This window comes from Staphylococcus sp. LKG3-1 (assembly GCF_048568385.1).
GTDB lineage: Bacteria > Bacillota > Bacilli > Staphylococcales > Staphylococcaceae > Staphylococcus > Staphylococcus saprophyticus.
Window position 1 is genome coordinate 728,916 of record NZ_CP183796.1, and the last position, 21,927, is coordinate 750,842.

The 21,927-nt window shown below is 33.7% G+C and carries 18 protein-coding genes and 1 other RNA gene; 1 reads left to right on the top strand and 18 read right to left on the bottom strand.

Going from position 1 to position 21,927, the window contains the following annotated elements:
• Positions 1-43: 43 nt before the first annotated feature.
• The gene (gene cymR, locus ACM595_RS03535) at positions 44-463 is read right to left on the bottom strand and encodes a cysteine metabolism transcriptional regulator CymR (protein WP_002483110.1); all 420 of its coding nucleotides are present in this window, start codon (positions 461-463) and stop codon (positions 44-46) included.
• Positions 464-549: 86 nt separating this feature from the next.
• On the opposite strand from cymR, the gene ACM595_RS03540 reads away from it, so the two are divergent.
• The gene (locus tag ACM595_RS03540; protein ID WP_419744437.1) at positions 550-1,833 is read left to right on the top strand and encodes a replication-associated recombination protein A; all 1,284 of its coding nucleotides are present in this window, start codon (positions 550-552) and stop codon (positions 1,831-1,833) included.
• 167 nt (positions 1,834-2,000) lie between these two features.
• On the opposite strand, the gene ACM595_RS03545 is transcribed toward ACM595_RS03540, so the two are convergent.
• The 17 genes from ACM595_RS03545 to obgE form a co-directional block, all read right to left on the bottom strand.
• Complete coding sequence (locus ACM595_RS03545) at positions 2,001-2,771, bottom strand: tRNA threonylcarbamoyladenosine dehydratase (RefSeq protein ID WP_002483108.1); 771 nt, start codon at positions 2,769-2,771, stop codon at positions 2,001-2,003.
• 141 nt (positions 2,772-2,912) lie between these two features.
• A non-coding RNA gene (gene ssrS, locus ACM595_RS03550) (6S RNA) lies at positions 2,913-3,104 on the bottom strand.
• 63 nt (positions 3,105-3,167) lie between these two features.
• Positions 3,168-4,934: an aspartate--tRNA ligase gene (aspS, locus tag ACM595_RS03555; protein ID WP_069822037.1), complete on the bottom strand. Its 1,767-nt coding sequence runs from the start codon at positions 4,932-4,934 to the stop codon at positions 3,168-3,170.
• Between the two features lie 12 nt (positions 4,935-4,946).
• Positions 4,947-6,209, bottom strand: coding sequence for a histidine--tRNA ligase (gene hisS / locus ACM595_RS03560; protein ID WP_075339789.1), 1,263 nt, complete (start codon positions 6,207-6,209; stop codon positions 4,947-4,949).
• A gap of 327 nt (positions 6,210-6,536) precedes the next feature.
• The gene (locus ACM595_RS03565) at positions 6,537-7,412 is read right to left on the bottom strand and encodes an N-acetylmuramoyl-L-alanine amidase (RefSeq protein WP_075339790.1); all 876 of its coding nucleotides are present in this window, start codon (positions 7,410-7,412) and stop codon (positions 6,537-6,539) included.
• Positions 7,409-7,861 carry a D-aminoacyl-tRNA deacylase gene (gene dtd, locus ACM595_RS03570; protein ID WP_037538327.1) on the bottom strand — a complete coding sequence of 151 codons (453 nt, stop codon included), beginning with the start codon at positions 7,859-7,861 and terminating at the stop codon, positions 7,409-7,411. Before dtd ends, ACM595_RS03565 begins: the two co-directional genes overlap by 4 nt.
• Before the next feature lie 12 nt (positions 7,862-7,873).
• The gene (locus ACM595_RS03575) at positions 7,874-10,063 is read right to left on the bottom strand and encodes a RelA/SpoT family protein (protein ID WP_002483103.1); all 2,190 of its coding nucleotides are present in this window, start codon (positions 10,061-10,063) and stop codon (positions 7,874-7,876) included.
• Between the two features lie 325 nt (positions 10,064-10,388).
• Positions 10,389-10,907 (bottom strand): adenine phosphoribosyltransferase, encoded by a 519-nt coding sequence (locus ACM595_RS03580; RefSeq protein ID WP_419744438.1) that lies wholly within the window; start codon positions 10,905-10,907, stop codon positions 10,389-10,391.
• A gap of 12 nt (positions 10,908-10,919) precedes the next feature.
• Positions 10,920-13,199 carry a single-stranded-DNA-specific exonuclease RecJ gene (gene recJ, locus ACM595_RS03585; protein WP_069837975.1) on the bottom strand — a complete coding sequence of 760 codons (2,280 nt, stop codon included), beginning with the start codon at positions 13,197-13,199 and terminating at the stop codon, positions 10,920-10,922.
• 180 nt (positions 13,200-13,379) lie between these two features.
• Positions 13,380-15,656 carry a protein translocase subunit SecDF gene (secDF, locus tag ACM595_RS03590; protein WP_075339792.1) on the bottom strand — a complete coding sequence of 759 codons (2,277 nt, stop codon included), beginning with the start codon at positions 15,654-15,656 and terminating at the stop codon, positions 13,380-13,382.
• A gap of 380 nt (positions 15,657-16,036) precedes the next feature.
• Positions 16,037-16,297: a preprotein translocase subunit YajC gene (yajC, locus tag ACM595_RS03595; protein ID WP_011302951.1), complete on the bottom strand. Its 261-nt coding sequence runs from the start codon at positions 16,295-16,297 to the stop codon at positions 16,037-16,039.
• 15 nt (positions 16,298-16,312) lie between these two features.
• Positions 16,313-17,458, bottom strand: coding sequence for a tRNA guanosine(34) transglycosylase Tgt (tgt, locus tag ACM595_RS03600; protein WP_011302950.1), 1,146 nt, complete (start codon positions 17,456-17,458; stop codon positions 16,313-16,315).
• A gap of 20 nt (positions 17,459-17,478) precedes the next feature.
• The gene (gene queA, locus ACM595_RS03605) at positions 17,479-18,504 is read right to left on the bottom strand and encodes a tRNA preQ1(34) S-adenosylmethionine ribosyltransferase-isomerase QueA (protein ID WP_419744439.1); all 1,026 of its coding nucleotides are present in this window, start codon (positions 18,502-18,504) and stop codon (positions 17,479-17,481) included.
• A 2-nt stretch (positions 18,505-18,506) separates the two neighbouring features.
• A complete protein-coding gene (gene ruvB, locus ACM595_RS03610) occupies positions 18,507-19,511 on the bottom strand; it encodes a Holliday junction branch migration DNA helicase RuvB (RefSeq protein ID WP_002483095.1) in 1,005 nt (334 codons plus the stop codon).
• A gap of 33 nt (positions 19,512-19,544) precedes the next feature.
• The gene (gene ruvA, locus ACM595_RS03615; RefSeq protein WP_041080565.1) at positions 19,545-20,147 is read right to left on the bottom strand and encodes a Holliday junction branch migration protein RuvA; all 603 of its coding nucleotides are present in this window, start codon (positions 20,145-20,147) and stop codon (positions 19,545-19,547) included.
• A 12-nt stretch (positions 20,148-20,159) separates the two neighbouring features.
• A complete protein-coding gene (locus ACM595_RS03620) occupies positions 20,160-20,615 on the bottom strand; it encodes an ACT domain-containing protein (RefSeq protein ID WP_002483093.1) in 456 nt (151 codons plus the stop codon).
• An 11-nt stretch (positions 20,616-20,626) separates the two neighbouring features.
• On the bottom strand, positions 20,627-21,922 hold the full coding sequence (obgE, locus tag ACM595_RS03625) for a GTPase ObgE (protein WP_037538322.1): 1,296 nt from the start codon (positions 21,920-21,922) through the stop codon (positions 20,627-20,629).
• Between the last annotated feature and the right edge of the window lie 5 nt (positions 21,923-21,927).

Consider the following 21,927-nt stretch of genomic DNA (forward strand, 5'->3'; position numbering starts at 1 on the left):
CTAACATAGATATATAAACTAATAAAAAATGATAGCTTACACATTAAATATAAAACATATAACCGTCTAAGTTATTAGTTTCTTTATACTCAGCTAAATATTTTAAAGATGTATTATCAAGTACATCTCTTACCGCATCTCTCATTCTGATCCAAAGCTGTTTCTGTGCAGGTGGTTCAGACTCTATGCTTTCGACAAAGGTAATTGGTCCTTCAAGTAAGCGTATAATATCACCAGCAGTAATTTCATCCGCTGGTACTCTTAATTGATAGCCACCTTTTGCACCACGAACACTTCGAATTAATCCGGCATTTCTTAATGTACCTACTAATTGCTCTAGATACAGATCACTTAAGTTGTTTTCTTCTGCTATCGATTTTAATGACACACATCCTTGGCCTTCTTTTTTGGCAAGCGATATCATTAATGTTAACCCATATCTTCCTTTTGTTGAAATTTTCATTATATTACCTCACTTAATTCGAATACTATATATTAACATTCTATCATTTTTTAAGTTAATATAGAATAAGAAAGGTGTGAAAGATTTTGACAAATGAACCATTAGCTTCAAGAATGCGTCCAAATAATATCGATGAAATCATTTCTCAAGAACACTTAGTTGGACCAAAAGGAATTATTCGAAGAATGGTTGAAACTAAAAGACTTTCTTCAATGATATTTTATGGACCTCCTGGTATTGGTAAGACGAGTATCGCGAAAGCCATATCAGGAAGTACTCAATTTAAATTCAGACAGTTAAACGCTGTTACAAATACTAAAAAAGATATGCAACTCATTGTAGAAGAAGCAAAAATGTCTGGACAAGTTATTTTATTACTAGATGAAATCCACCGTTTAGATAAAGCGAAACAGGATTTTTTATTACCACATTTAGAAAATGGAAAAATTGTGTTAATCGGTGCTACGACGTCAAATCCCTATCATGCGATAAATCCTGCGATTCGATCTCGTGCTCAAATTTTCGAGTTATATCCACTTGACGAAAACGATGTCAGGGTATCATTGGATAGAGCATTAAATGATTCTGAAAGAGGTTTAGCTAGCTACAATCCAATGGTCGATGAAGACGCTATGGCTTATTTTACAACCCAAAGTCAAGGTGACGTTAGGAGTGCATTAAATGCCTTGGAACTAGCCGTATTGAGTTCGGAAAATATTGATCAACAACGACATATTACTTTGCAAGATGCAAAAGATTGCCTACAAAAAGGCGCTTTTGTAAGTGATAAAGATGGCGACATGCATTATGATGTGATGAGTGCATTCCAAAAATCAATCCGCGGTAGTGATGTTAACGCTGCGTTACACTATCTTGCCCGTTTAATTGAAGCTGGGGATTTACCCACAATAGTTAGAAGATTACTGGTAATCAGTTTTGAAGATGTTGGACTAGCTTCTCCAAGTGCAGGTCAACGTACACTAGCTGCAATTGAATCAGCTGAAAGATTAGGTTTTCCTGAAGCTAGAATCCCATTAAGTCAAGCAGTCATAGAACTTTGTTTATCTCCAAAATCAAATTCAGGTATCAGTGCGATTGATGCAGCCCTTTCCGATATTAGAAAAGGTCATGTTGGTCAAATACCAGATCATCTAAAAGACGGTCATTATGCTGGTGCAAAAGAACTTGCTCGTTCTATCGGTTATAAATATCCACATAACTATGAAAATGGTTTTGTCGCACAACAATATCTACCAGATAAATTGAAAAATAGAATATACTATGAACCAAAAACAACTTCAAAAAGTGAGCAACAATTTAAAGCTGTGTTCGATCATATTAATCAATCGCAGCAAAAAAATAAAGGCTAAAGCCACATTACCTCAAATACGATGAAATCATTTTCTATTTTAAGCCTTACAAATATAAAAAGCGCTAACCCAATGAAGATGGATTAGTGCTTTTTAATTTAGGCTTTATTATTACTTTTAATTGTTTGAATTAAATATCGCACAAAAATAGTCTTTTGTAGCACTTATTATTTTTTATCCTTAATTCTAGTTACAGGTATATCTTTTAAAATGTCATTAACAACGTAACTAGCACTAATTAAACCCACTACACTCGGTACAAAGGCATTAGATGAAGGTGGAATTTGTGCCTTTCTTGTTGAAGCATTTGCGTCTCCAACAGTTTCTTTAACATCTTCTCTAATGACGATTGGACTTTCATCAGAAAAAACCACTGGTACCCCTTTGGTTATACCTAATTTTTTTAATTTTCTACGAATGATTTTAGCCATTGGATCCATATATGTTTCTGAGATATCGGCAATTTGGAATTTTGTAGGATCTGTTTTATTTGCCGCACCCATGCTCGAAATCACAGAAATCCCTCTATCCAAACACTCTTTCATAAGATGAACTTTATACATAATTGTATCACTTGCATCGACAAAATAATCGATATCATAATTATTAAATAATTCCTCATATGTATCCTCAGTATAAAACATATGCAGAGATGTCAACTTACAATCAGGATTAATAAGTTTAATGCGTTCCTCCATCAATGTTACTTTACTTTGCCCAATGGTTGTTGTCAAAGCGTGAAGTTGTCTGTTGACGTTAGTAATATCAACATCATCTTTATCTATAAGAATAATATGTCCAATATTAGTTCTTGCAAGTGCCTCAGCTGCGAATGAACCTACGCCACCTACACCTAAGATAACAACAGTCTTTTGTTTTAAAAGCGCCAGGCCTTCCTGACCGTATGCTAATTCATTTCTAGAAAATTGGTGTTTCATGTCATACTCCTTATTCATAAAAAATTATTTATTTTAAAAAATCATATTGTCAAAATTATATTTTCGTCGTTCATGTATTTTAAAAGTATAGTTTATCGTTTAATATCAAAAAAATACGCAAGACCGAAGTCTTGCGTACCGATAGAGTCCGTTAGTGCCGTAGTTATAAAATGCTTGATCATTCGGCCTGCTTATAACAGGTGGGTGCCCTGTTTCTTGTTTTGCAAGTCCTCCTAAATGAGGCGTGTGCGCTGCAAGAAAACCCATTGGGCTCCCGGATCAAAGAGTGTTAGGCCCAAATATGAAGCAAACTTACGAACACTACAGATGACTATCTTATGGAATAATCATAACACAATATTAAAATATAGCAAGAATTAAAACTTCGTGAACCTATTAATGACGTATACGTAATGATAGTTCTTCTAATTGATTTTCAGAAACTTCACTTGGTGCATCTGTTAATAGACACGTTGCTGAAGCCGTTTTAGGGAATGCAATCGTATCACGTAAATTCGTACGACCTGTTAATAGCATAACTAAACGGTCAAGTCCTAACGCAATACCACCATGTGGTGGTGCACCATATTTGAATGCATCAAGTAAGAAACCAAATTGTTCCTGAGCTTGTTCTTCAGTAAAGCCTAAGACTTCAAACATTTTAGCTTGCAGCTCTCCGTTATGGATTCTGATTGATCCACCACCTAATTCGTAACCATTTAACACAACATCGTATGCATTAGCTTGTGCATTTTCAGGTTCGCTATCTAATTTTTCAATATCTTCTTGTTTTGGTGCTGTGAATGGATGATGTGCTGCAGTATAGCGTTTGAGATCTTCATCATATTCTAATAATGGCCAATCTGTTACCCACAAGAAATTCAATTTAGATTCGTCTATTAAGTCTAACTCTCTTGCAAGTTTAAGTCTAAGTGCACCTAAACTTTGAGCAACAACATTGGGTTTATCAGCAACAAATAATACTAAATCTCCAGATTCTGCATTTGTTAATGATTGTAATTTTTCAATATGTGTTGTTTCAAAGAATCTAGCGATTGGACCACTTAAACCGTCATCAACCACTTTGACCCAAGCCAATCCTTTAGCGCCATAAATATTTACAAATTCAGTTAATGCATCAATATCTTTTCTAGTATATTGATCAGCTGCCCCTTTTGCAACGATTGCTTTAACTTGGCCATCATTATTAACGGCATCTTTAAATACTTTGAAGTCCATCTCTTCGCCAAGTTCAGATACATTAATTAACTCCATTTCAAAACGTGTATCTGGTTTATCTGACCCATAACGTTCCATTGCTTCATTATATGTCATTCTTGGGAATGGACGTGGAATTTCAACATGTTTGACATCTTTTACGACATTTTGCAACATTTCTTCACCCATATCCATGACATCTTCTTGATCAACAAAGCTCATTTCGATATCGACTTGAGTGAATTCTGGTTGACGGTCGGCACGTAAATCTTCGTCACGGAAACATTTGACGATTTGATAGTATTTATCAAAACCACTAATCATTAATAACTGCTTAAAAATTTGAGGTGATTGTGGTAATGCATAAAACTCTCCATCATGTACACGAGAAGGTACAAGATAATCACGCGCACCTTCAGGCGTTGATTTAGTTAATACTGGCGTTTCGATATCAAAAAAGCCTTCTTTATCTAAATATTGTCTTATTGAACGTGTTGTTTGATGTCTCATTTTAAAAGTTTGTGCTAATTCTTGTCGTCTTAAATCAAGATATCTATATTTCAATCGAATGTTTTCATCAACATTTTGATTTTCTTCATTAATAGCAAAAGGTGGCGTTTCTGATTTATTAATGATATTGATTTCTGATACTTGCACCTCTACTTGACCCGTTGCAATTTTATGATTGACTGTTTGAGGGTCACGTTTTTTAACTAGACCTTTAACCTCTACAACATATTCCGATCTTACGGTTTCAGCAGTTTTCAATGCTTCTTCAGAAAAATCTGGATTAAACACGATTTGTACATAACCTTCACGGTCACGTAAATCAACAAAAATTAATCCTCCCAAATCTCTACGGTTGTGTACCCAACCCTTTAATGTAACTTCTTGATCTAATAAAGATTCCGTTACTAAACCACAATATGTTGTACGTTTACTCATTTTATCTTCTCCTTATTTTTTAAAATAATTAACTAATTTATCTAAATCAACGCTTTCACTTTCACCTGTTTGCATATTTTTAACATTAATTTTATTTTCTTGTAATTCTTGCTCACCAATAACAATTGTGTAATTAGCATTTAATCTATCCGCTTGTTTCATTTGACCCTTAACTTTACGTTGTAAGTAATCTTTATCTGCCTTAACACCATTTCGACGTAAATCATTAAGTAGTTTAACTGCATATCGATTTGCTTCTTCACCCATCGTAACAATGAATAAATCAAAGTCATGTTCAGTATCTAGTTCAATGTTTTCTTCATCAAGTGCTAACAGTAACCTTTCAATACTTAAAGCAAAACCTATACCTGTTTGGTGAGGTCCATCTAATAACTCTAATAATCCATTATAACGACCGCCACCACATAAAGTTGTTATCGCACCATCATAGTTAGGATTATCAATCATTAATTCAAATGCAGTGTGCGTATAATAGTCTAGGCCTCGTACCAAATTAGGATCTTCAACATAAGGTACACCTAAGTCATCTAAATGTTGTTTGACATCTGCATAATACTGCTTAGATGTTTCATTTAAAAATTCTGTAATTCTAGGCGCAGTTTTCACTGCTTCTTTATCTTTATCTATTTTACAATCCAATATTCTCATTGGATTCGTGTGCAATCTTGATTGACAATCACTACAAAAGTCGCCAATAACTGGTTCGAAATGTTTAACTAAAGCTTCGTTATATTCGTGACGTGAATCGATATCACCAATACTATTAATCACTAATTTTAAATGTTTTAACCCAAATGATTGATAAATGTGCATTGCCATAGCTAATACTTCAGCATCAACACCAGGGTTTTCAGCACCAATTGCTTCAACTCCAAATTGTGTAAATTGGCGATAACGTCCTTTTTGTTTGCGTTCATATCTAAACATCGGACCATTATAATAAAGCTTAATAGGTTGATTTGGTAAACCTTGCATTTTATTTTCAATGTATGAACGAACTACTGCAGCAGTCCCTTCTGGACGTAACGTAATGCTTCTATCACCTTTATCTTTAAAAGTATACATTTCTTTTTGTACAACATCTGTAGAATCTCCTACACCACGTGCAAACAATTCAGTACTCTCAAAAATAGGTGTACGAATTTCTTGATAATTATATACTTCCATTAATTCATCTAATCTTGCTTCTATAAAACGCCATTTTTTAGTTTCATTTGGTAAAATATCTTGCGTCCCTCTAGGTATATTGATCATAGAATCTCTCCTTTTATGCAATAAAAAAACCCTTGCATGACTAATAAGTCATACAAGGGACGAATTTCCGTGTTGCCACCCTAATTGGTTATAAGTTGTAATTTATAACCCACTTCTTACGATTAACGCTCGTTACGCGGCTTTTTAAAAAGCACCTGTTCTTGTGTTATATATTTCTAACTTAATTTGCATAATTTTTCAGCCATGAATTATGTCTCTACACACGTAAAATGCTACCATTTCAATTAGAAATTTCAAGAATCATATCGGTTTTAATATAGAATTCATATTCAATGATAACGACTTTGTTAAAAATATGCAACCTTTTTATTCTGAAAAATACGCCCGTAGTCCTTCAACAATTGTTTGTTCTACAATATGACGATGTAATTTTTCTGTAATCATATCTTCATCTGTTGGATTACTAATATAACCTAGTTCTAATAAGACAGCAGGTACGTTTGTTTGTCTCAATACTTGGAAGTTTTCTTGTCTTGCGCCTTTATTGGTTAATAACGCTTTCTTTTGCAAGCTGGCACTTAAGGTTTCAGCTAATGCTTTTTGATTGTCTTTAAACCAATAGACTGTACTTCCATTTGCTGTGGAAGATTTAAGTGAATCATTATGTATACTAATATAAGCATCACCTTTAATATTACGGTCATCAAGTGTTACATAAGTATCAGACTCACGCGTCATACTTACTGTTGCGCCTTCTTTCTCAAGAAGTGCTCTTAATTCTTTAGCCGTTTTTAAAGTATATACTTTCTCTTTGCTTTTTTTGTGGGTATTACTTGATGCACCCTGATCACTACCACCGTGACCAGGATCAAGTACAATTGTTTTATCTTTTAATGGTTTAGCATTGGGATTCTTATCTGCTTGAATATTCAAATTGGTATGCCAACCTGCTACCCAACCTTTTTCTTTGTTATTACTGGATACAACTTCTATCCATTTACCAGTTTTGCCTATTTTATGGAAATTTTGTCCTTTGTCAATTGAATGTATTTCAGGATAAGCAGCGCTAGGTCCTGTTCTCAATTCAGCATCTTCAGTAATATAAATCGTACTACTGTCTTCGTCATTATGATTTAAGAAAGCAATGGCCATAAAAACAAAGAGTACAAATGCAACAACGACAATAAGTGTGGGGATGTTTCTAAGATTATGTTTTTCTAACCAATCATTGAACTTCTTCATATGATTTTGCCATCCTGACTTTCATAAATAATCGTTACAGGACCATCATTGGCAATATCAACAAGCATGTCTGTACCAAATTCACCGGTTAATACATTAATACCATATGAGCGTAAAGTATCATTGAATTGTTCATATAATTCATTAGCGCGATCAGGTGACATCGATTGTGTGAATCCTGGTCTATTTCCTTTTCTAACATCTGCATACAAAGTGAATTGTGAAATAGACAATATTTCTCCTTCAACTTGTTGTAAGTTTAAATTTAATTTACCATCTGCATCCTCAAATAAACGTGCATTAACAATTTTTTTCGCTAATGTAGCAATATCTGCTTCAGTTGATGATTTTCCTACACCAACTAATAAACAGTAGCCTTTATTTATTTTATTATCTACTGAGTCATTTGTAACTGAAGCGTGTTTCACTCTTTGAACTACGATTCTCATTTGGTTGCACCTCTAATTCCATACTCTAGTGACTGTGTATACATCGCCGAGCTGTTTAATTTTATCTACAACTTGGTAAACTTCATTTACATTTTTTACCATAACACTAATATTAATCACTGCATTTTTGTCAATATCTGAACGGCCTGAAACTTTGACTAAGTTGCTTTGTGTTGAATTGACAGCTTGTAATACTTCATTTAAAAGGCCGTTTCTATCGTAAGCAGAAACTTCTAAATCCACTTGATAGCGTTGCGTTGAATCCTTTGAGCGTACCCATTCAACATGTATCAATCTTTCTTTTTCATTCTTGATATTTGGACAGTCCGTTCGGTGAACTTTTATGCCATGACCTTTAGTGATATATCCAACGATATCATCTCCGGGTATAGGATTACAACATTTTGATAATCTAATTAATACATTTTCAATACCTTCTACATATACACCACTATCGGTTGTAATATCATCTTTAATTGGTACAGATTTAGTAATTTCTTGTGCTTCATTCAAGGCTTTTTGTTTATCGATAATACGTTGTTTTTCAGTTAATTTATTGACTATTTGTAGTGCAGTTACGCCACCAAAGCCTACAGCTGCAAATAAATCATCTTCATTTGCAAAATTATATTTATCATTAACGACAGCGATATTATCATCCGTTAGCACGGTATCAACTCTAAAGCCTTGGTCTTTAATTTCCGCTTCAATCATGAATTTACCCTTTTCAATATTTGAAGAACGGTCTTGCTTTTTAAAGAAACTACGTATTTTACTTTTAGCACTAGATGATTTTACTATTTTCAACCAATCTCTACTAGGACCATAAGAATGTTTACTCGTTCTGATTTCTACTATATCACCAGTTTGTAACACATAATCTATCGGCTCAATTTTACCATTTACTTTTGAACCAATCATCTTATTACCTACTTCACTATGTACCGCATAGGCAAAATCGATAGGAACCGCACCATATGGTAATTCAATTACATCACTTTCTGGCGTAAATGCATAGACTTTATCACTTTGCAAGTCAAATTTAAGAGTTTCCATAAACTCTTCAGCATCAGAAGTTGTATTATTTGTTTCAGCTAATTCCTTAATCCAATTCAATTTATTATTAAAATTTTGTGACTTCTCAGTTACTTTCTTACCTTCTTTGTATGCCCAATGTGCTGCAACACCGTGCTCTGCAATTTCATGCATTTCAAAGGTTCTTATTTGAATTTCTAATGGATCGCCATTAGGGCCCACGACTGTAGTATGTAATGACTGGTACATATTCTGCTTCGGCATAGCAATATAGTCTTTAAATCTGCCTGGCATTGGTTTCCATAATGTATGCACTAAACCTAACACAGCATAACAATCATTAATTGAATTGACGATGATACGTATTGCTAATAGATCAAAGATTTGATCAAATTGTTTCTTCTGTTTAACCATTTTTCTATAAATGCTATAGATATGTTTAGGACGACCATTAATATCCCCTACAATATTCATACTAGTTAAATCAGACTGAATTTGATTAATCGCGTTTTGAATATACTCTTCTCTTTCACTGCGTTTCTTTTTCATGAGATTCACGATTCTAAAATATTGTACAGAATCTGTATATCTTAAAGCCGTATCTTCTAATTCCCATTTAATCGTATTAATCCCTAATCGATGTGCTAATGGTGCATAAATTTCTAATGTCTCTTTAGAAATTCTAATTTGTTTTTCCCTTGGCATTGCTTTTAATGTTCTCATATTATGTAATCGGTCTGCTAATTTAACTAAGATAACTCGAACATCTTTAGCAATAGCAATAAATAATTTTCTATGATTCTCTGCTTGTTGTTCTTCTTTAGATCGATATTTCACTTTTTTTAATTTTGTTACGCCTTCAACAATTACTGCAATTTCTTCATTGAACATGCCTTTCACATCATCAAATGTATAAGGTGTATCTTCAATTACATCGTGTAAGAAACCTGCAACAATCGTTGGACCATCTAAATGCATTTCCGTTAAGATACCTGCAACTTGAATTGGATGCATAATATAAGGTAATCCATTTTTTCTAAATTGGCCTTCATGTGCTTCGTAGGCTATATGATAACTTTTTAATACAAATTCATAGTCCTCTTTTGATAAATATGATTTTGCTTTAGATAGTACTTCATCTGCACTATATGGATATTCATTATTCACTTAAGACACCCCTATACTAAATATTAATCGCTATTAGATACCCAGTATTATATTTCGTTAGCTTCAATAGCTTCTATTCATTGTATTATTTTCGATTATAACGTTTTTTTACGTTATTAGGCCAAATTTTGTATAATAGTTATATAATACTACATGTTATTAAATAAATAAATGCGTAGGCCATACGAATAATAAAATCCAGTTTAAAATTATTCTAATTTTCATTTCAAAGTATCATTTAGAACAGTCCATATTTGAATAAATAAAAAAGTCAGATAGCACATGCCTTAAAATGTGCATATCTGACTTCTTTTACTAGATTAATTTAATCTTCATATGAAATTAAACTCATTACATCATAGTCTTTAATTTTTTCAATACCGTTTAAGTATTTTAATTCTATTATGAATGCGATGCCAACAACAATGCCACCTAATTTTTCAACAAGTTTAATAGCAGCTTCAATTGTTCCACCTGTAGCAAGTAAATCATCCGTGATTAATACACGTTGCCCTGGTTTTATAGCATCTTTGTGCATTGTTAACACATTCGTGCCATATTCTAAATCATATTCATAACGGATAACTTCGCGTGGAAGTTTGCCTTCTTTACGCACTGGTGCAAAACCAATGCCCATTGAATATGCCACTGGACATCCAATGATGAAACCACGCGCTTCAGGTCCAACAATAATATCTACGTCTCTAAGTTTCGCATATTCAACAATTTGATTAGTAGCGTAACCATACGCTTCTCCATTATCCATAATTGTCGTTATATCTTTAAAATTCACACCCGGTTTTGGCCAATCTTCAACTTCAGATACATATTGTTTTAAATCCATTCAAACTTCCTCCTATTTATCTACCAGTTCAGTTTTAATCCATTTTTTTAAATTAGCGAAATCATCATAGAGAAGCACTTTTTCAACTTCTATTCTATCTAGTCTGCCTTGATAGTATTTACTAGATTCTATTTCTCTCTTTGTTGAAACACTATTCATTTTAATTATACCATTTTCATCTTTTATAAACTCTAAATCAAGAAAAACTTTTAGAATGAATTTAAGCATACTTGGTTGTATATTTAAAAATTGGCATAATTGCATGCCTTCTTTAGCTAAATCTGTTTCTTTTTTAGTTGCCAATGCTTTAAAGCATTTTTTAAATGTTTCCATTTTGGGCATACCTTCAAAATAAATTGAGCGTTCGTGATTAAGCACCAAGTATATTTGAGAAACATCAACTGTTTTAAGTGTTGTTTTTATAGCTTGAATTGAAGGTGGTAAATCTCTAAATACATATTTATCATATGATTGGTCAATTGTATCACCATAGTAGTAATAATTATCATCTAATTTTTCACTCTTGTTATGAATGAGATATGCAACGTTACTTGAGTCTTGTTCAAATCCACTCACTTTACTTTTGCTTCTATAATCTAAAATTTGTAAATTATTACTTGCTAAATCTTGAATCATAAATTGTGGAGATTGAAATCCGTTCCATTCATTTATTTGAAGTGTACCTATTACATTTATAGGTTGCTGTTCTCCTAGTTCTTTCACAAGATGACCATTCTGCCAAAAAATAGCTTGCAATTGGCTATCACCTAATACCATTTTCAAATGTTTTTTATCTTGACCAATGGCTTTAGCTTGATTGACTATGACGCCTTCTAATTCAAAACATGGGCTTGAAAAGTCAGTACCAAATGGTCTAAGTCTTTGAATATCTTGAATATTCTTGATTGTTATATCTGTTTCTGCTACTTTAACATCCACTTTTTTACGCGGTTCTAGTGATGTTGTTGATGCTAATTGTGCCATCCAATCATTTAAGCCTTGTCTTAAACTTTCGATATTTTCAATTGGCATTGTGATTCCAGCAGCCATATGATGCCCACCAAATTTTGAAATTAAATCTGAATGTGCATTTAAAATTTCAAACATTGAGACTTGTTCTATACTGCGTGCAGAACCTTTCGCATGATCTTGTGTTTCATCAATATTTAAAATCAATGTTGGTAAGCTATATGTTTCTACTATCTTAGATGCAACAATGCCAAGTACACCTTCATGCCAATCTGCCTGTGCTAAAAGTAAAAACTTTGTCCCTTGTTTGACTTGATCCTCAGCAGCAGCTAATGCCTCTTCTGTAATTTGGGCAACGATATCTTTTCGTTCTTGATTAAAGAATTCAACTTGTTCTGCTAAAAATTCTGCTTCTTCATCATTATCAGTCATCAATAACTCAGCAGCTAATGCTGCATCTTCGAGTCTACCTACCGCATTCAATCTTGGGCCAATAATAAATCCGATCGTTTCTTCCGTAATTACATCATTATAACCCGCTTGTTTAAGTATTGCCTTAATTGATGCTGGACAATGATCGTTTAGTATTTCTAAACCTTTTTGGACTAAAGCTCTGTTTTCATCAGTTAATGATACCAAATCGGCAACCGTTCCAATAGCAACTAATCCAAGAAAATAAGCTGGCGGTTCATCTAATAGATTTTGCGCTAATTTATATGCAACACCAGCCCCACATAAATATTTAAAGGGATAGTCAAACTCCGGATGCATTGGATGGACTATAGCAAACGCACTAGGCATTGTTCTACCAATTTCATGATGATCTGTAACAATAACATCGACACCTAAATCTTGAATCATCTGTATTTCATCATGTCCTTGTATACCGTTATCTACAGTTATTATTAAAGATATACCTTCCTCATGTGCATTTTTAAAAGCCATTTCATTGGGGCCGTACCCTTCTGAAAATCGATTGGGTATATACCAGCCAACATGCGCACCTAGCGCTTTTAATGTTTTTACTAATATTGTTGTTGATGTTACACCATCTGCATCGTAATCACCATAAACTAATATTTTTTGATTTTGATCGATGGCTAAATTAATACGTTCTATGGCTTTTTCCATATCGCTCATCAACCAAGCATCATGCATAACTTGTTTATTTTTTAATAATTGATCTATCGCTGCTTTATCGGTAATTTCTTTACTCTCTAATATTTTTTTTACAATAGGAGTTAGTTTTAAATCTAATGAAACATCCTCTGTAATTTCATTTTCTGGTGATTTAACGTCCCAAGTATATTTTGATTTAATCATACTATTCTCCCTCATTTCCACCAGTCATTATACAAAAGAAATCCAAAAATAAAAAGTGGTTCCATTTAAAAATAAAAATCAAATGCCTGAACAAAGATATACTTACTACCTTGATAAAAAAAACGACCTTCTACAATTTATGCAGAAAGCCGTTTCACTATAATTTCAATGACTGATTGTTTATACTAAAATCTTTTCATCATTTGATTTTTTCTCTTTATGAACAATGATTTTGTTATTGTCTGATTTCTTAAGCTGTCGTTTCTTCATAATACCCCATAGCGGTACTGCAATAAATACAGATGAGAATACGCCTGAAATTAATCCAATTAATAAAGCTAATGAGAAGTTAAAGATACTTGGCGCACCGAAAATCAACAATGCGATTACAACAATAACTACAGTTAGTACAGTATTAATAGAACGTGTCATTGTTTGACGTATAGATCTATTAACAATATCATCAATTTGTTCATTTTTAGTAATCACTTTTACTTTGTGTAAGTTTTCCCGTACCCTATCGAATGTAACAATCGTATCATTGATAGAATAACCAATTATTGTAAGAACTGCTGCGATAAACGTAATATCGATTTCTATTCTAAATAGACTGAAGACGGCAACTATCATAAAGGCATCATGTAGCAATGCAAGTACAGATGACAGACCCATTCGCCATTCGAATCTAAATGTAATATAAATGATGATACCAATTGCTGCGTAAATGAGTGCTAACATTGCATTTTTAGCTAATTCCTGTCCTATAACTGGTGATACAGTGTTCACAGTCGGTTTATTACCAAATGATTGGTCTACCGTATCTTGAATTTTAGAAACTTCGTCTTTAGACAAGTCATGCTTAAATTGTACTGTTGCGTTTTTATCATTTTCACCAAGAGAAACTTGATCCGGTTTAAAGCCTTTACTTTCTAAAGTATTTGTAACTTTATTCTCGTCGACTTTATTATTAGATTCAAAATCAACTCGAGTACCACTTGTAAAATCAATACCTAAATTTAATCTGAAAATAAATAATATGATAGCACCCACAACAATAATAAGCACGCTTAAACCTAATAAAGGTTTTGCTAATTTCATAAAATCAATGCGCTCGTATGGTGTTTTCAAGTCATGTATTTCTTTTTCTTCATTAGCGTTATGGATATTTTTCTTACTAACACCAAATAGCCAATTGGATTTCTTAAAGAAATTAGATGATATTAATAACGATAATAACCATCTTGATAAGAATACTGCCGTTACGAAAATCATTAGGATACCTAATAATAACATCGTTGCGAAACCTTTAACAGAACTTTCACCAAAGAAGAATAACACTGCTGCTGCAATGACTGTAGTCAGCTGTGCATCGACAATAGTTAAGAAAGAGCTCTTATTAGCTTTTTTATAGGCTTGTTTAAGCGTTCGTCCAATCTTCAATTCATCTTTGATCCGCTCATACATTATAATATTAGCATCGACTGCCATACCTACACCAAGTACTAACGCAGCTAATCCTGGCAATGTTAATACACCAGAAATAAAGTTAAACGCTACTAATGTTAAATAAATGTAAGTTGTTAAAGCGATAACTGCAACTAATCCCGGTAAACGATAGAAACCTAACATAAATAGGTAAATAACAGCAATACCAATTGCAGCCGCTAATACAGTTTTATCTAAAGCGTCTTGACCAAATTGTGCACCTACAGAATTTGAGTATATTTCTTTAAGGTCTACTGGTAATGAACCAGAATTTAATAAATCAGCGATTTGTTTTGCTTTCTCTACGCCTTCTTCACCATTGAAACCACCAGAAATTTCCACACTATCTGAGTTAATCGGTTTGTCTACAGACGCTGCAGAAACGTATTTAGGATCTTTTTTATCCATTTCTTTATGGTAAGTATCACCTTTTTCATGATCTAACCATACAACCATGACATTTTCATCTTTTTTAGAAATTTCTTCAGTTACTTTTTTAAATTTATCGCTATCTTTTAATTTAAAAGTAACTGCTGGTTGGTTTGTATTTTGCTTAAATTCTTGTTTAGCCGACCCTTGTTGAATATCTTTACCTGTCAGTTTGACATTGTCATCAGCATCACGAATCGTTAAATTCGCTTGTGAAGATAAGATATCGCGGGCTTGAGATTGATTTTTCACACCTGCTAGCTGCACACGAATTCTATTATTATCTTCGACTTGTATTTTAGGCTCTGAAACCCCTAAGACATTGACACGGTTTTCAAGCGTCTTAGCTGTCGCTTTTACCGCTTTATCATCTATCTTATCGCCTTTTTGTAAAGGATCAACTTGATACAAGACTTCAAATCCACCTTGTAGATCTAATCCAAGATTGACATCTTTAACTACGTTCTTATATGTAAGTCCCATGCCTGCAAACAACAGAACTACAAGTAATATGAACCCAACTATTCTACTACTTTTCTTCACTTGAACACCTCATTGTAAGCTTATGTTTTAAGAATACTCGATTAAATTATATTAATGCAAGTTTAATAAAACTAGAAAATTTTACTCAACAACCTTATATATCTTAACATATTACAACGAGTGTAAAAACTAACTCAACTAATTTAACCTTGTATATTTCATTGTGACGATAGCAAAGCTCAGTTTTGACTAACATTCGTATAAAGTTAAATATATGGTATTACATTAAATTATAACACTCTATAGCGTTAAAGGTCTTACTTGTCATTATAACTAGCTGAAGGTAACCTAACAACCAACATCATCTTATTATATATTAGATCAATTTGATTAAAAGATATAAAAAAGAACTGATATAAACATATCAGTTCTAACATTTATTATGAAGGATCAACTTGTTTAATAGCTGGTTTTTCTAAAGTGATTTCAGTACCATTACCATTTAAAGTTAATACAACTGTTGTTTCGTCAACACTACGAACCGTACCTTTGATACCGCCGATTGTTGTAACACGTTGACCTGAGCTTACTTGACTAATCATTTCACGATGCTCTTTAGCCTTTTTTTGTTGTGGTCTAATTAAGAAGAACCACATTAATACTAATAATAATATTGGTAATATCAATGAAGTAAATTGCATTATTTTTTCTCCCTCTTAAAAGTTTTTTGGGTTTTCAACATTAAGTCCATACTGTTCAAAGAATTCTTCTTTAAAATCTAGAAGGCGATCTTCACGAATTGCTTGTCGGATATTTTCCATTAATTTCAGCAAGAAATGTAAATTATGATAAGTAGTAAGACGTATTCCAAAAGTTTCTTCTGCTTTTATTAAATGTCTTATGTATGCCCTACTATAATTTTTACAAGTATAGCAATCGCAATTATCATCAAGTGGTCCCAAATCTTCAGCGTATTTGGCATTTTTAATGATTACACGACCATGAGAAGTCATACAAGTACCATTACGCGCTATACGTGTTGGTAATACACAGTCAAACATATCCATGCCTCTAATACTACATTCAATTAATGCGTCAGGCGAGCCAACACCCATTAAATAACGTGGTTTATCTTTGGGCATGAATTGTTCCGTATGGTGTACCATATCGTACATCACTGGTTTAGGTTCTCCTACAGACAATCCGCCAATCGCATATCCAGGAAAATCTAAAGCTACTAACTCCTCAGCGCTTTGCTTTCTAAGATCTTTATATTCTCCACCTTGTATGATACCAAACAAGGCTTGATCCTCTGGTCTCGAATGTGCTTTAAGACAGCGTTCTGCCCATCTTGTTGTTCTTTCAATCGAGTCTTTAACATATTTATATTCAGCTGGCATAGGTGGACATTCATCAAATGCCATCATGATATCTGAACCTAAGTCATTTTGAATCTGCATAGATTTTTCAGGACTTAAAAATAGTTTAGATCCATTTGTGTGATGGCGAAATTCTACACCTTCCTCAGTAATCTTTCTTAAATTACTTAAACTAAATACTTGGAAACCACCAGAATCTGTCAGTATTGGACCATTCCAGTTCATGAACTGATGTAATCCCCCACTCTTTCTGATAATATCATTTCCCGGTTGTAACCACAAATGATATGTATTACCTAGTATAATCTTAGTTTCCATTTGATGTAATTCTTCTGGACTCATTGTTTTTACGGTTGCTTTCGTTCCAACAGGCATAAACATTGGTGTTTCAAACGAACCATGAGGTGTATGAACGATACCTAGTCTTGCACCTGATTGTTTACAAGTTTTAATATGCTCATATGTAACAGCTGGCGTTGGCATATAAAATCCCCTTTCATTCCCTAAATAATTAACATTGCATCTCCAAAACTAAAAAATCTATATTCTGAAGCTACAGCTTGATTGTAAGCATTAATGATATAATCTCTAGAACTAAAAGCAGACACAAGCATAACGAGTGTTGATTTTGGTAAGTGGAAATTGGTAATTAATCCGTCAATTGCTTTAAAATTGAATCCAGGGAAGATAAAAATATCTGTCCATCCACTTTTAGCGACAAATCTATCACTTGATTGCATAATTGTTTCTAAAGTTCTTGTAGAAGTCGTACCAACAGAAATAATTCGATTACCATTGTCTCTTGTACTATTTAAAAGGTTTGCTGTAGTTTCATCCATTTGATAATATTCACTATGCATTTCATGATCATCGATATTATCTACACTAACTGGTCTAAATGTTCCTAGACCTACATGTAATGTAATAAAAGCTATATTTACACCTTGAGCTTTAATACGTTCTAACAATTCATCTGTGAAATGCAATCCTGCAGTGGGTGCTGCTGCCGACCCTGATGCTTTAGCATATACAGTTTGATAACGTTCTTGATCATCTAACCGTTCTTTAATATATGGTGGCAATGGCATTTCACCTAGCTCATCCAAACGCTCTTGAAGGATACCATCATAGTGCAATCGCATGATACGACCACCTTGATCCAATTCTTCAATGCATTCGGCTATGATTTTCCCTTCACCAAAGGTCAATTTGTTACCAACCTTAATTCTTTTAGCTGGTTTTAATAATACTTCCCAATCATTGCCTTCGATTTGAGTAAGCATTAACATTTCTACCTTAGCACCTGTTTCTTCTTTCATTCCAAATAAACGTGCTGGCATAACCCTTGTATCATTTAATACAAGTGTATCCCCTTCATTAAGGTAATCTGTGACATCTTTAAAATGTTTATGTTCAATATTACCAGATTGTCTGCCAAGAATTAGCAATCTACTTTCATCTCTGTTCTTCAGAGGTGTTTGTGCAATTAATGCTTCAGGCAAGTGATAATCAAATGCTTCAATATCCAAACTTATTCCTTCTTTCCATTCTTCTTGCTAAAATGTTCAAATGCATAAGGTGTCGCTTTTCTACCTCTTGGTGTACGTTCTATAAATCCTTTTTGAATTAAAAATGGCTCGTAAACATCTTCGATAGTTACACGTTCTTCACCAATCGAAACTGCAATCGTATCTAAGCCAACAGGGCCACCTTTATATTGTTCTAAAATACAATTCATCATTTTATGATCAATATAATCTAAACCTTCATCATCAACTTGAAGTAATTGTAATGAAGCTCTTGTTGTGGCAATACTTATTAATTCATCTTCGTTGACTTGTTGGAAATCACGCACGCGTTTCAACAACCTATTTGCTACTCTTGGTGTACCACGACTACGTTTCGCTAACTCAATTGCACTTTCGTCGTCAATGGAAGTGCCTAAAACTTCTGCCGTACGTACGATGATTTCTTTTAATTCAAGCTCTTGGTAATACTCAAGTCTTAAATGTACACCAAATCTATCTCGTAATGGTGCAGTTAAGCTACCAGCTCTTGTTGTGGCACCAATTAGCGTGAAAGGCGGTAAGTCAATTCTAATACTCCGTGCTTCCTCACCTTTACCAATAACAATATCTAAAAAGAAATCCTCCATCGCCGGATACAATACTTCTTCAACAACGCTACTCAATCTATGAATTTCATCTATAAATAGCACATCTCCAGGTTGTAAACTTGAAAGAATTGCAGCCAAATCACCCGGCCGTTCTATAGAAGGGCCTGAAATGATTCTGATATTTACTTCCATTTCATTGGCTATAATATTTGATAATGTTGTTTTACCTAAACCAGGGGGACCAAATAATAAAACATGATCTAACGGTTCTTGTCGCATTTTGGCAGCTTTAATAAACACTTCTAAATTTGACTTAATCGTAGATTGTCCAATATATTGGCGTAGTTTCGTTGGTCTTAAAGATAACTCAAATGAAGATTCTTCATCATGCATAGATTGATCAACCATTCTATCATCCATTTTTTTACCCCCTTTTTAAATATAATTGTATATTTATGCTATAAGTAATTGTAAGCCTCGTTTAACCGCATCGTCTACTGAGTCAAATGTTTCTTTACTCAATGATTTTTCAACTTTTGTTAATTCTCGCTTAGAGTACCCTAAAGCTTCTAGAGCAAGCAAAGCTTCTTTAATAATCGGTGCATTAGCGTGGTCCTGAGTATCCATATTTAAAATTTGGCTACTGTCTACATCATTAATTTGGACCTTGCCTTTAAGATCCAATACAATTTGTCTCGCTGTTTTTTTGCCTATGCCAGGAAATTTTGTTAAGTAAGCATCATTTTCATTTTCAATTGCTATTTTGACATCGTTTGGTGAACTACTTGCGAGTATAGCCAATGCTGATTTAGGTCCGATGCCAGTTACCTTAATTAGGCTTAAAAACATATCTTTTTCTTCTTGATTTATAAAACCGTAAAGCAATTGTGCATCTTCTCGCACGATAAGTGATGTATGTACAACCACTTCATGGTCCATGTATTTCTGAAAACGATAAGAATTTGGCGTTTGTATTTCATAACCAACACCTGAAGCCTCAACAACTACGTGTGTAGGGTTTAATTCAGTTAATGTGCCTTTAATATATGCGTACATGAATACACTTCCTTATATAGTCATACTAATTAATTCCACTTTAGAAACATGATCAACGATTCTTAATGCTTCCATTACATCATCAATCTCTAAATCGGTACTTGTAGCATCCAATGAAAGTGTGATGGTTGCTCTACCTTCCATCGGTATACTTTGATGAATTGTCAAGACAGATAAATCTAAATTCGATAATGTATTCAGTACTTCTGCTAACATGCCTACAATATCATTTACGTATAATATCAACGTAAACTCTCTTGTTGATTCGATTTTTTCATCAATTGAAAATATCGTATCTCTGTATTTATAGAATGCACTTCTTGATAAATCAAATTGCTTAACAGCTTCAAATATGGACAGTGATGGATCATTTTTTAAGACTTCTTTTATCTTTAAAGTTTTCACAACAGATTCAGGTAATACATCCTCACGAATTAAGTAAAACTTTTTGTAATCTTTTTTGTCCATATTATGCACTCCTATTCAACAAATTCAAATTCTCCACCTAAAATTCTCACGATATCACCATTTCTACAACCACGTGCTCTTAAAGCATCATCAATACCCATTGAGCGCATTTGACGTGCGAAACGACGTACTGCTGGATCACTATTGAAATCAGTCATCTTGAACATTCTTTCAATTGCCTTACCACTAACAACGTATGCAGCATCATCATCTCTAGTAATAGTGAATTTATCTTGACTAGGCGTATGTTTATAAACAACTCTATTCACACCTAAATCTTCTTCCTCATCTTTACTGAAGTCAATGTCTTTAACTGCTTCTAATTTATCAGCAATCGCATAAAGTAATTCATCTATGTGGTCATGCTTAAATGTAGAAAGCGGTATAATGTGTACTGAATCGTCGTTTATTTCTTCTTTGAATAAAGCTAAATTATCTTCTGCATTCGGCATATCCATCTTATTTGCTACCACTATTTGTGGTCTTTCTTCTAAACGATGTTCATATGCGCTTAATTCTTCGTTAATTACTTTATAATCTTCATAGGGATCTCGTCCTTCAGAACCACTCATATCTATCATATGTACGATTACTTTAGTACGTTCAACATGTTTTAAAAATTGATGCCCTAATCCAACACCTTCGGAAGCACCTTCAATCAGACCTGGTAAGTCAGCCATAACAAAGCTTCTTTGATCTTTAGTAGATACTACACCTAAATTTGGTTTAATTGTAGTAAAGTGGTATGCTCCAATTTTAGGTTTAGCTTTAGAAACGATAGATAACAATGTTGATTTACCGACACTCGGAAAACCTACTAGTCCAACATCCGCAAGTAATTTCAACTCTAAGGTTACTTCAATTTCCTCGCCAGGTTCTCCGTTTTCACTAAAATCAGGCGCAGGGTTTCTTGGTGACGCAAATCGAGAGTTTCCGCGTCCTCCACGTCCCCCCTTAGCTACAACGGCACGTTGGCCATTTTCAACTAAATCTGCTAATACTTCTTCAGAATCTGCACTTTTAATAATAGTGCCTGGTGGTACCTTCAAGACAAGGTGTTCAGCGTTTTTACCGTGCATATTGCTGCTTTGACCACCGTCACCTCTTTTAGCTTTGAAATGTGTTTGGTATCTAAAATCTAATAAAGTTCGTAAGCCTTCATCAACTTCAAATATAATAGACGCGCCATCTCCACCGTCACCACCGGCTGGCCCACCAAATGGTACATATTTTTCTCTGCGATAAGCTGTAATACCATTACCACCATCGCCTGCTTTAAGCGATATTTTAACTTGATCAACAAACATGATTT

Bases quoted from the DNA above. Each gene is read 5' to 3' on its own strand.
- ACM595_RS03545 (WP_002483108.1), bottom strand. From the start codon at position 2,771: ATGAAACACCAATTTTCTAGAAATGAATTAGCATACGGTCAGGAAGGC.
- aspS (WP_069822037.1), bottom strand. From the start codon at position 4,934: ATGAGTAAACGTACAACATATTGTGGTTTAGTAACGGAATCTTTATTA.
- ACM595_RS03580 (WP_419744438.1), bottom strand. From the start codon at position 10,907: ATGGATTTAAAACAATATGTATCTGAAGTTGAAGATTGGCCAAAACCG.
- ruvA (WP_041080565.1), bottom strand. From the start codon at position 20,147: ATGTACGCATATATTAAAGGCACATTAACTGAATTAAACCCTACACAC.
- hisS (WP_075339789.1), bottom strand. From the start codon at position 6,209: ATGATCAATATACCTAGAGGGACGCAAGATATTTTACCAAATGAAACT.
- tgt (WP_011302950.1), bottom strand. From the start codon at position 17,458: ATGCCAACGCCAGCTGTTACATATGAGCATATTAAAACTTGTAAACAA.
- dtd (WP_037538327.1), bottom strand. From the start codon at position 7,861: ATGAGAATCGTAGTTCAAAGAGTGAAACACGCTTCAGTTACAAATGAC.
- obgE (WP_037538322.1), bottom strand. From the start codon at position 21,922: ATGTTTGTTGATCAAGTTAAAATATCGCTTAAAGCAGGCGATGGTGGT.
- cymR (WP_002483110.1), bottom strand. From the start codon at position 463: ATGAAAATTTCAACAAAAGGAAGATATGGGTTAACATTAATGATATCG.
- ACM595_RS03620 (WP_002483093.1), bottom strand. From the start codon at position 20,615: ATGGACAAAAAAGATTACAAAAAGTTTTACTTAATTCGTGAGGATGTA.
- recJ (WP_069837975.1), bottom strand. From the start codon at position 13,199: ATGATTAAATCAAAATATACTTGGGACGTTAAATCACCAGAAAATGAA.
- ACM595_RS03565 (WP_075339790.1), bottom strand. From the start codon at position 7,412: ATGAAGAAGTTCAATGATTGGTTAGAAAAACATAATCTTAGAAACATC.
- ruvB (WP_002483095.1), bottom strand. From the start codon at position 19,511: ATGGATGATAGAATGGTTGATCAATCTATGCATGATGAAGAATCTTCA.
- yajC (WP_011302951.1), bottom strand. From the start codon at position 16,297: ATGCAATTTACTTCATTGATATTACCAATATTATTATTAGTATTAATG.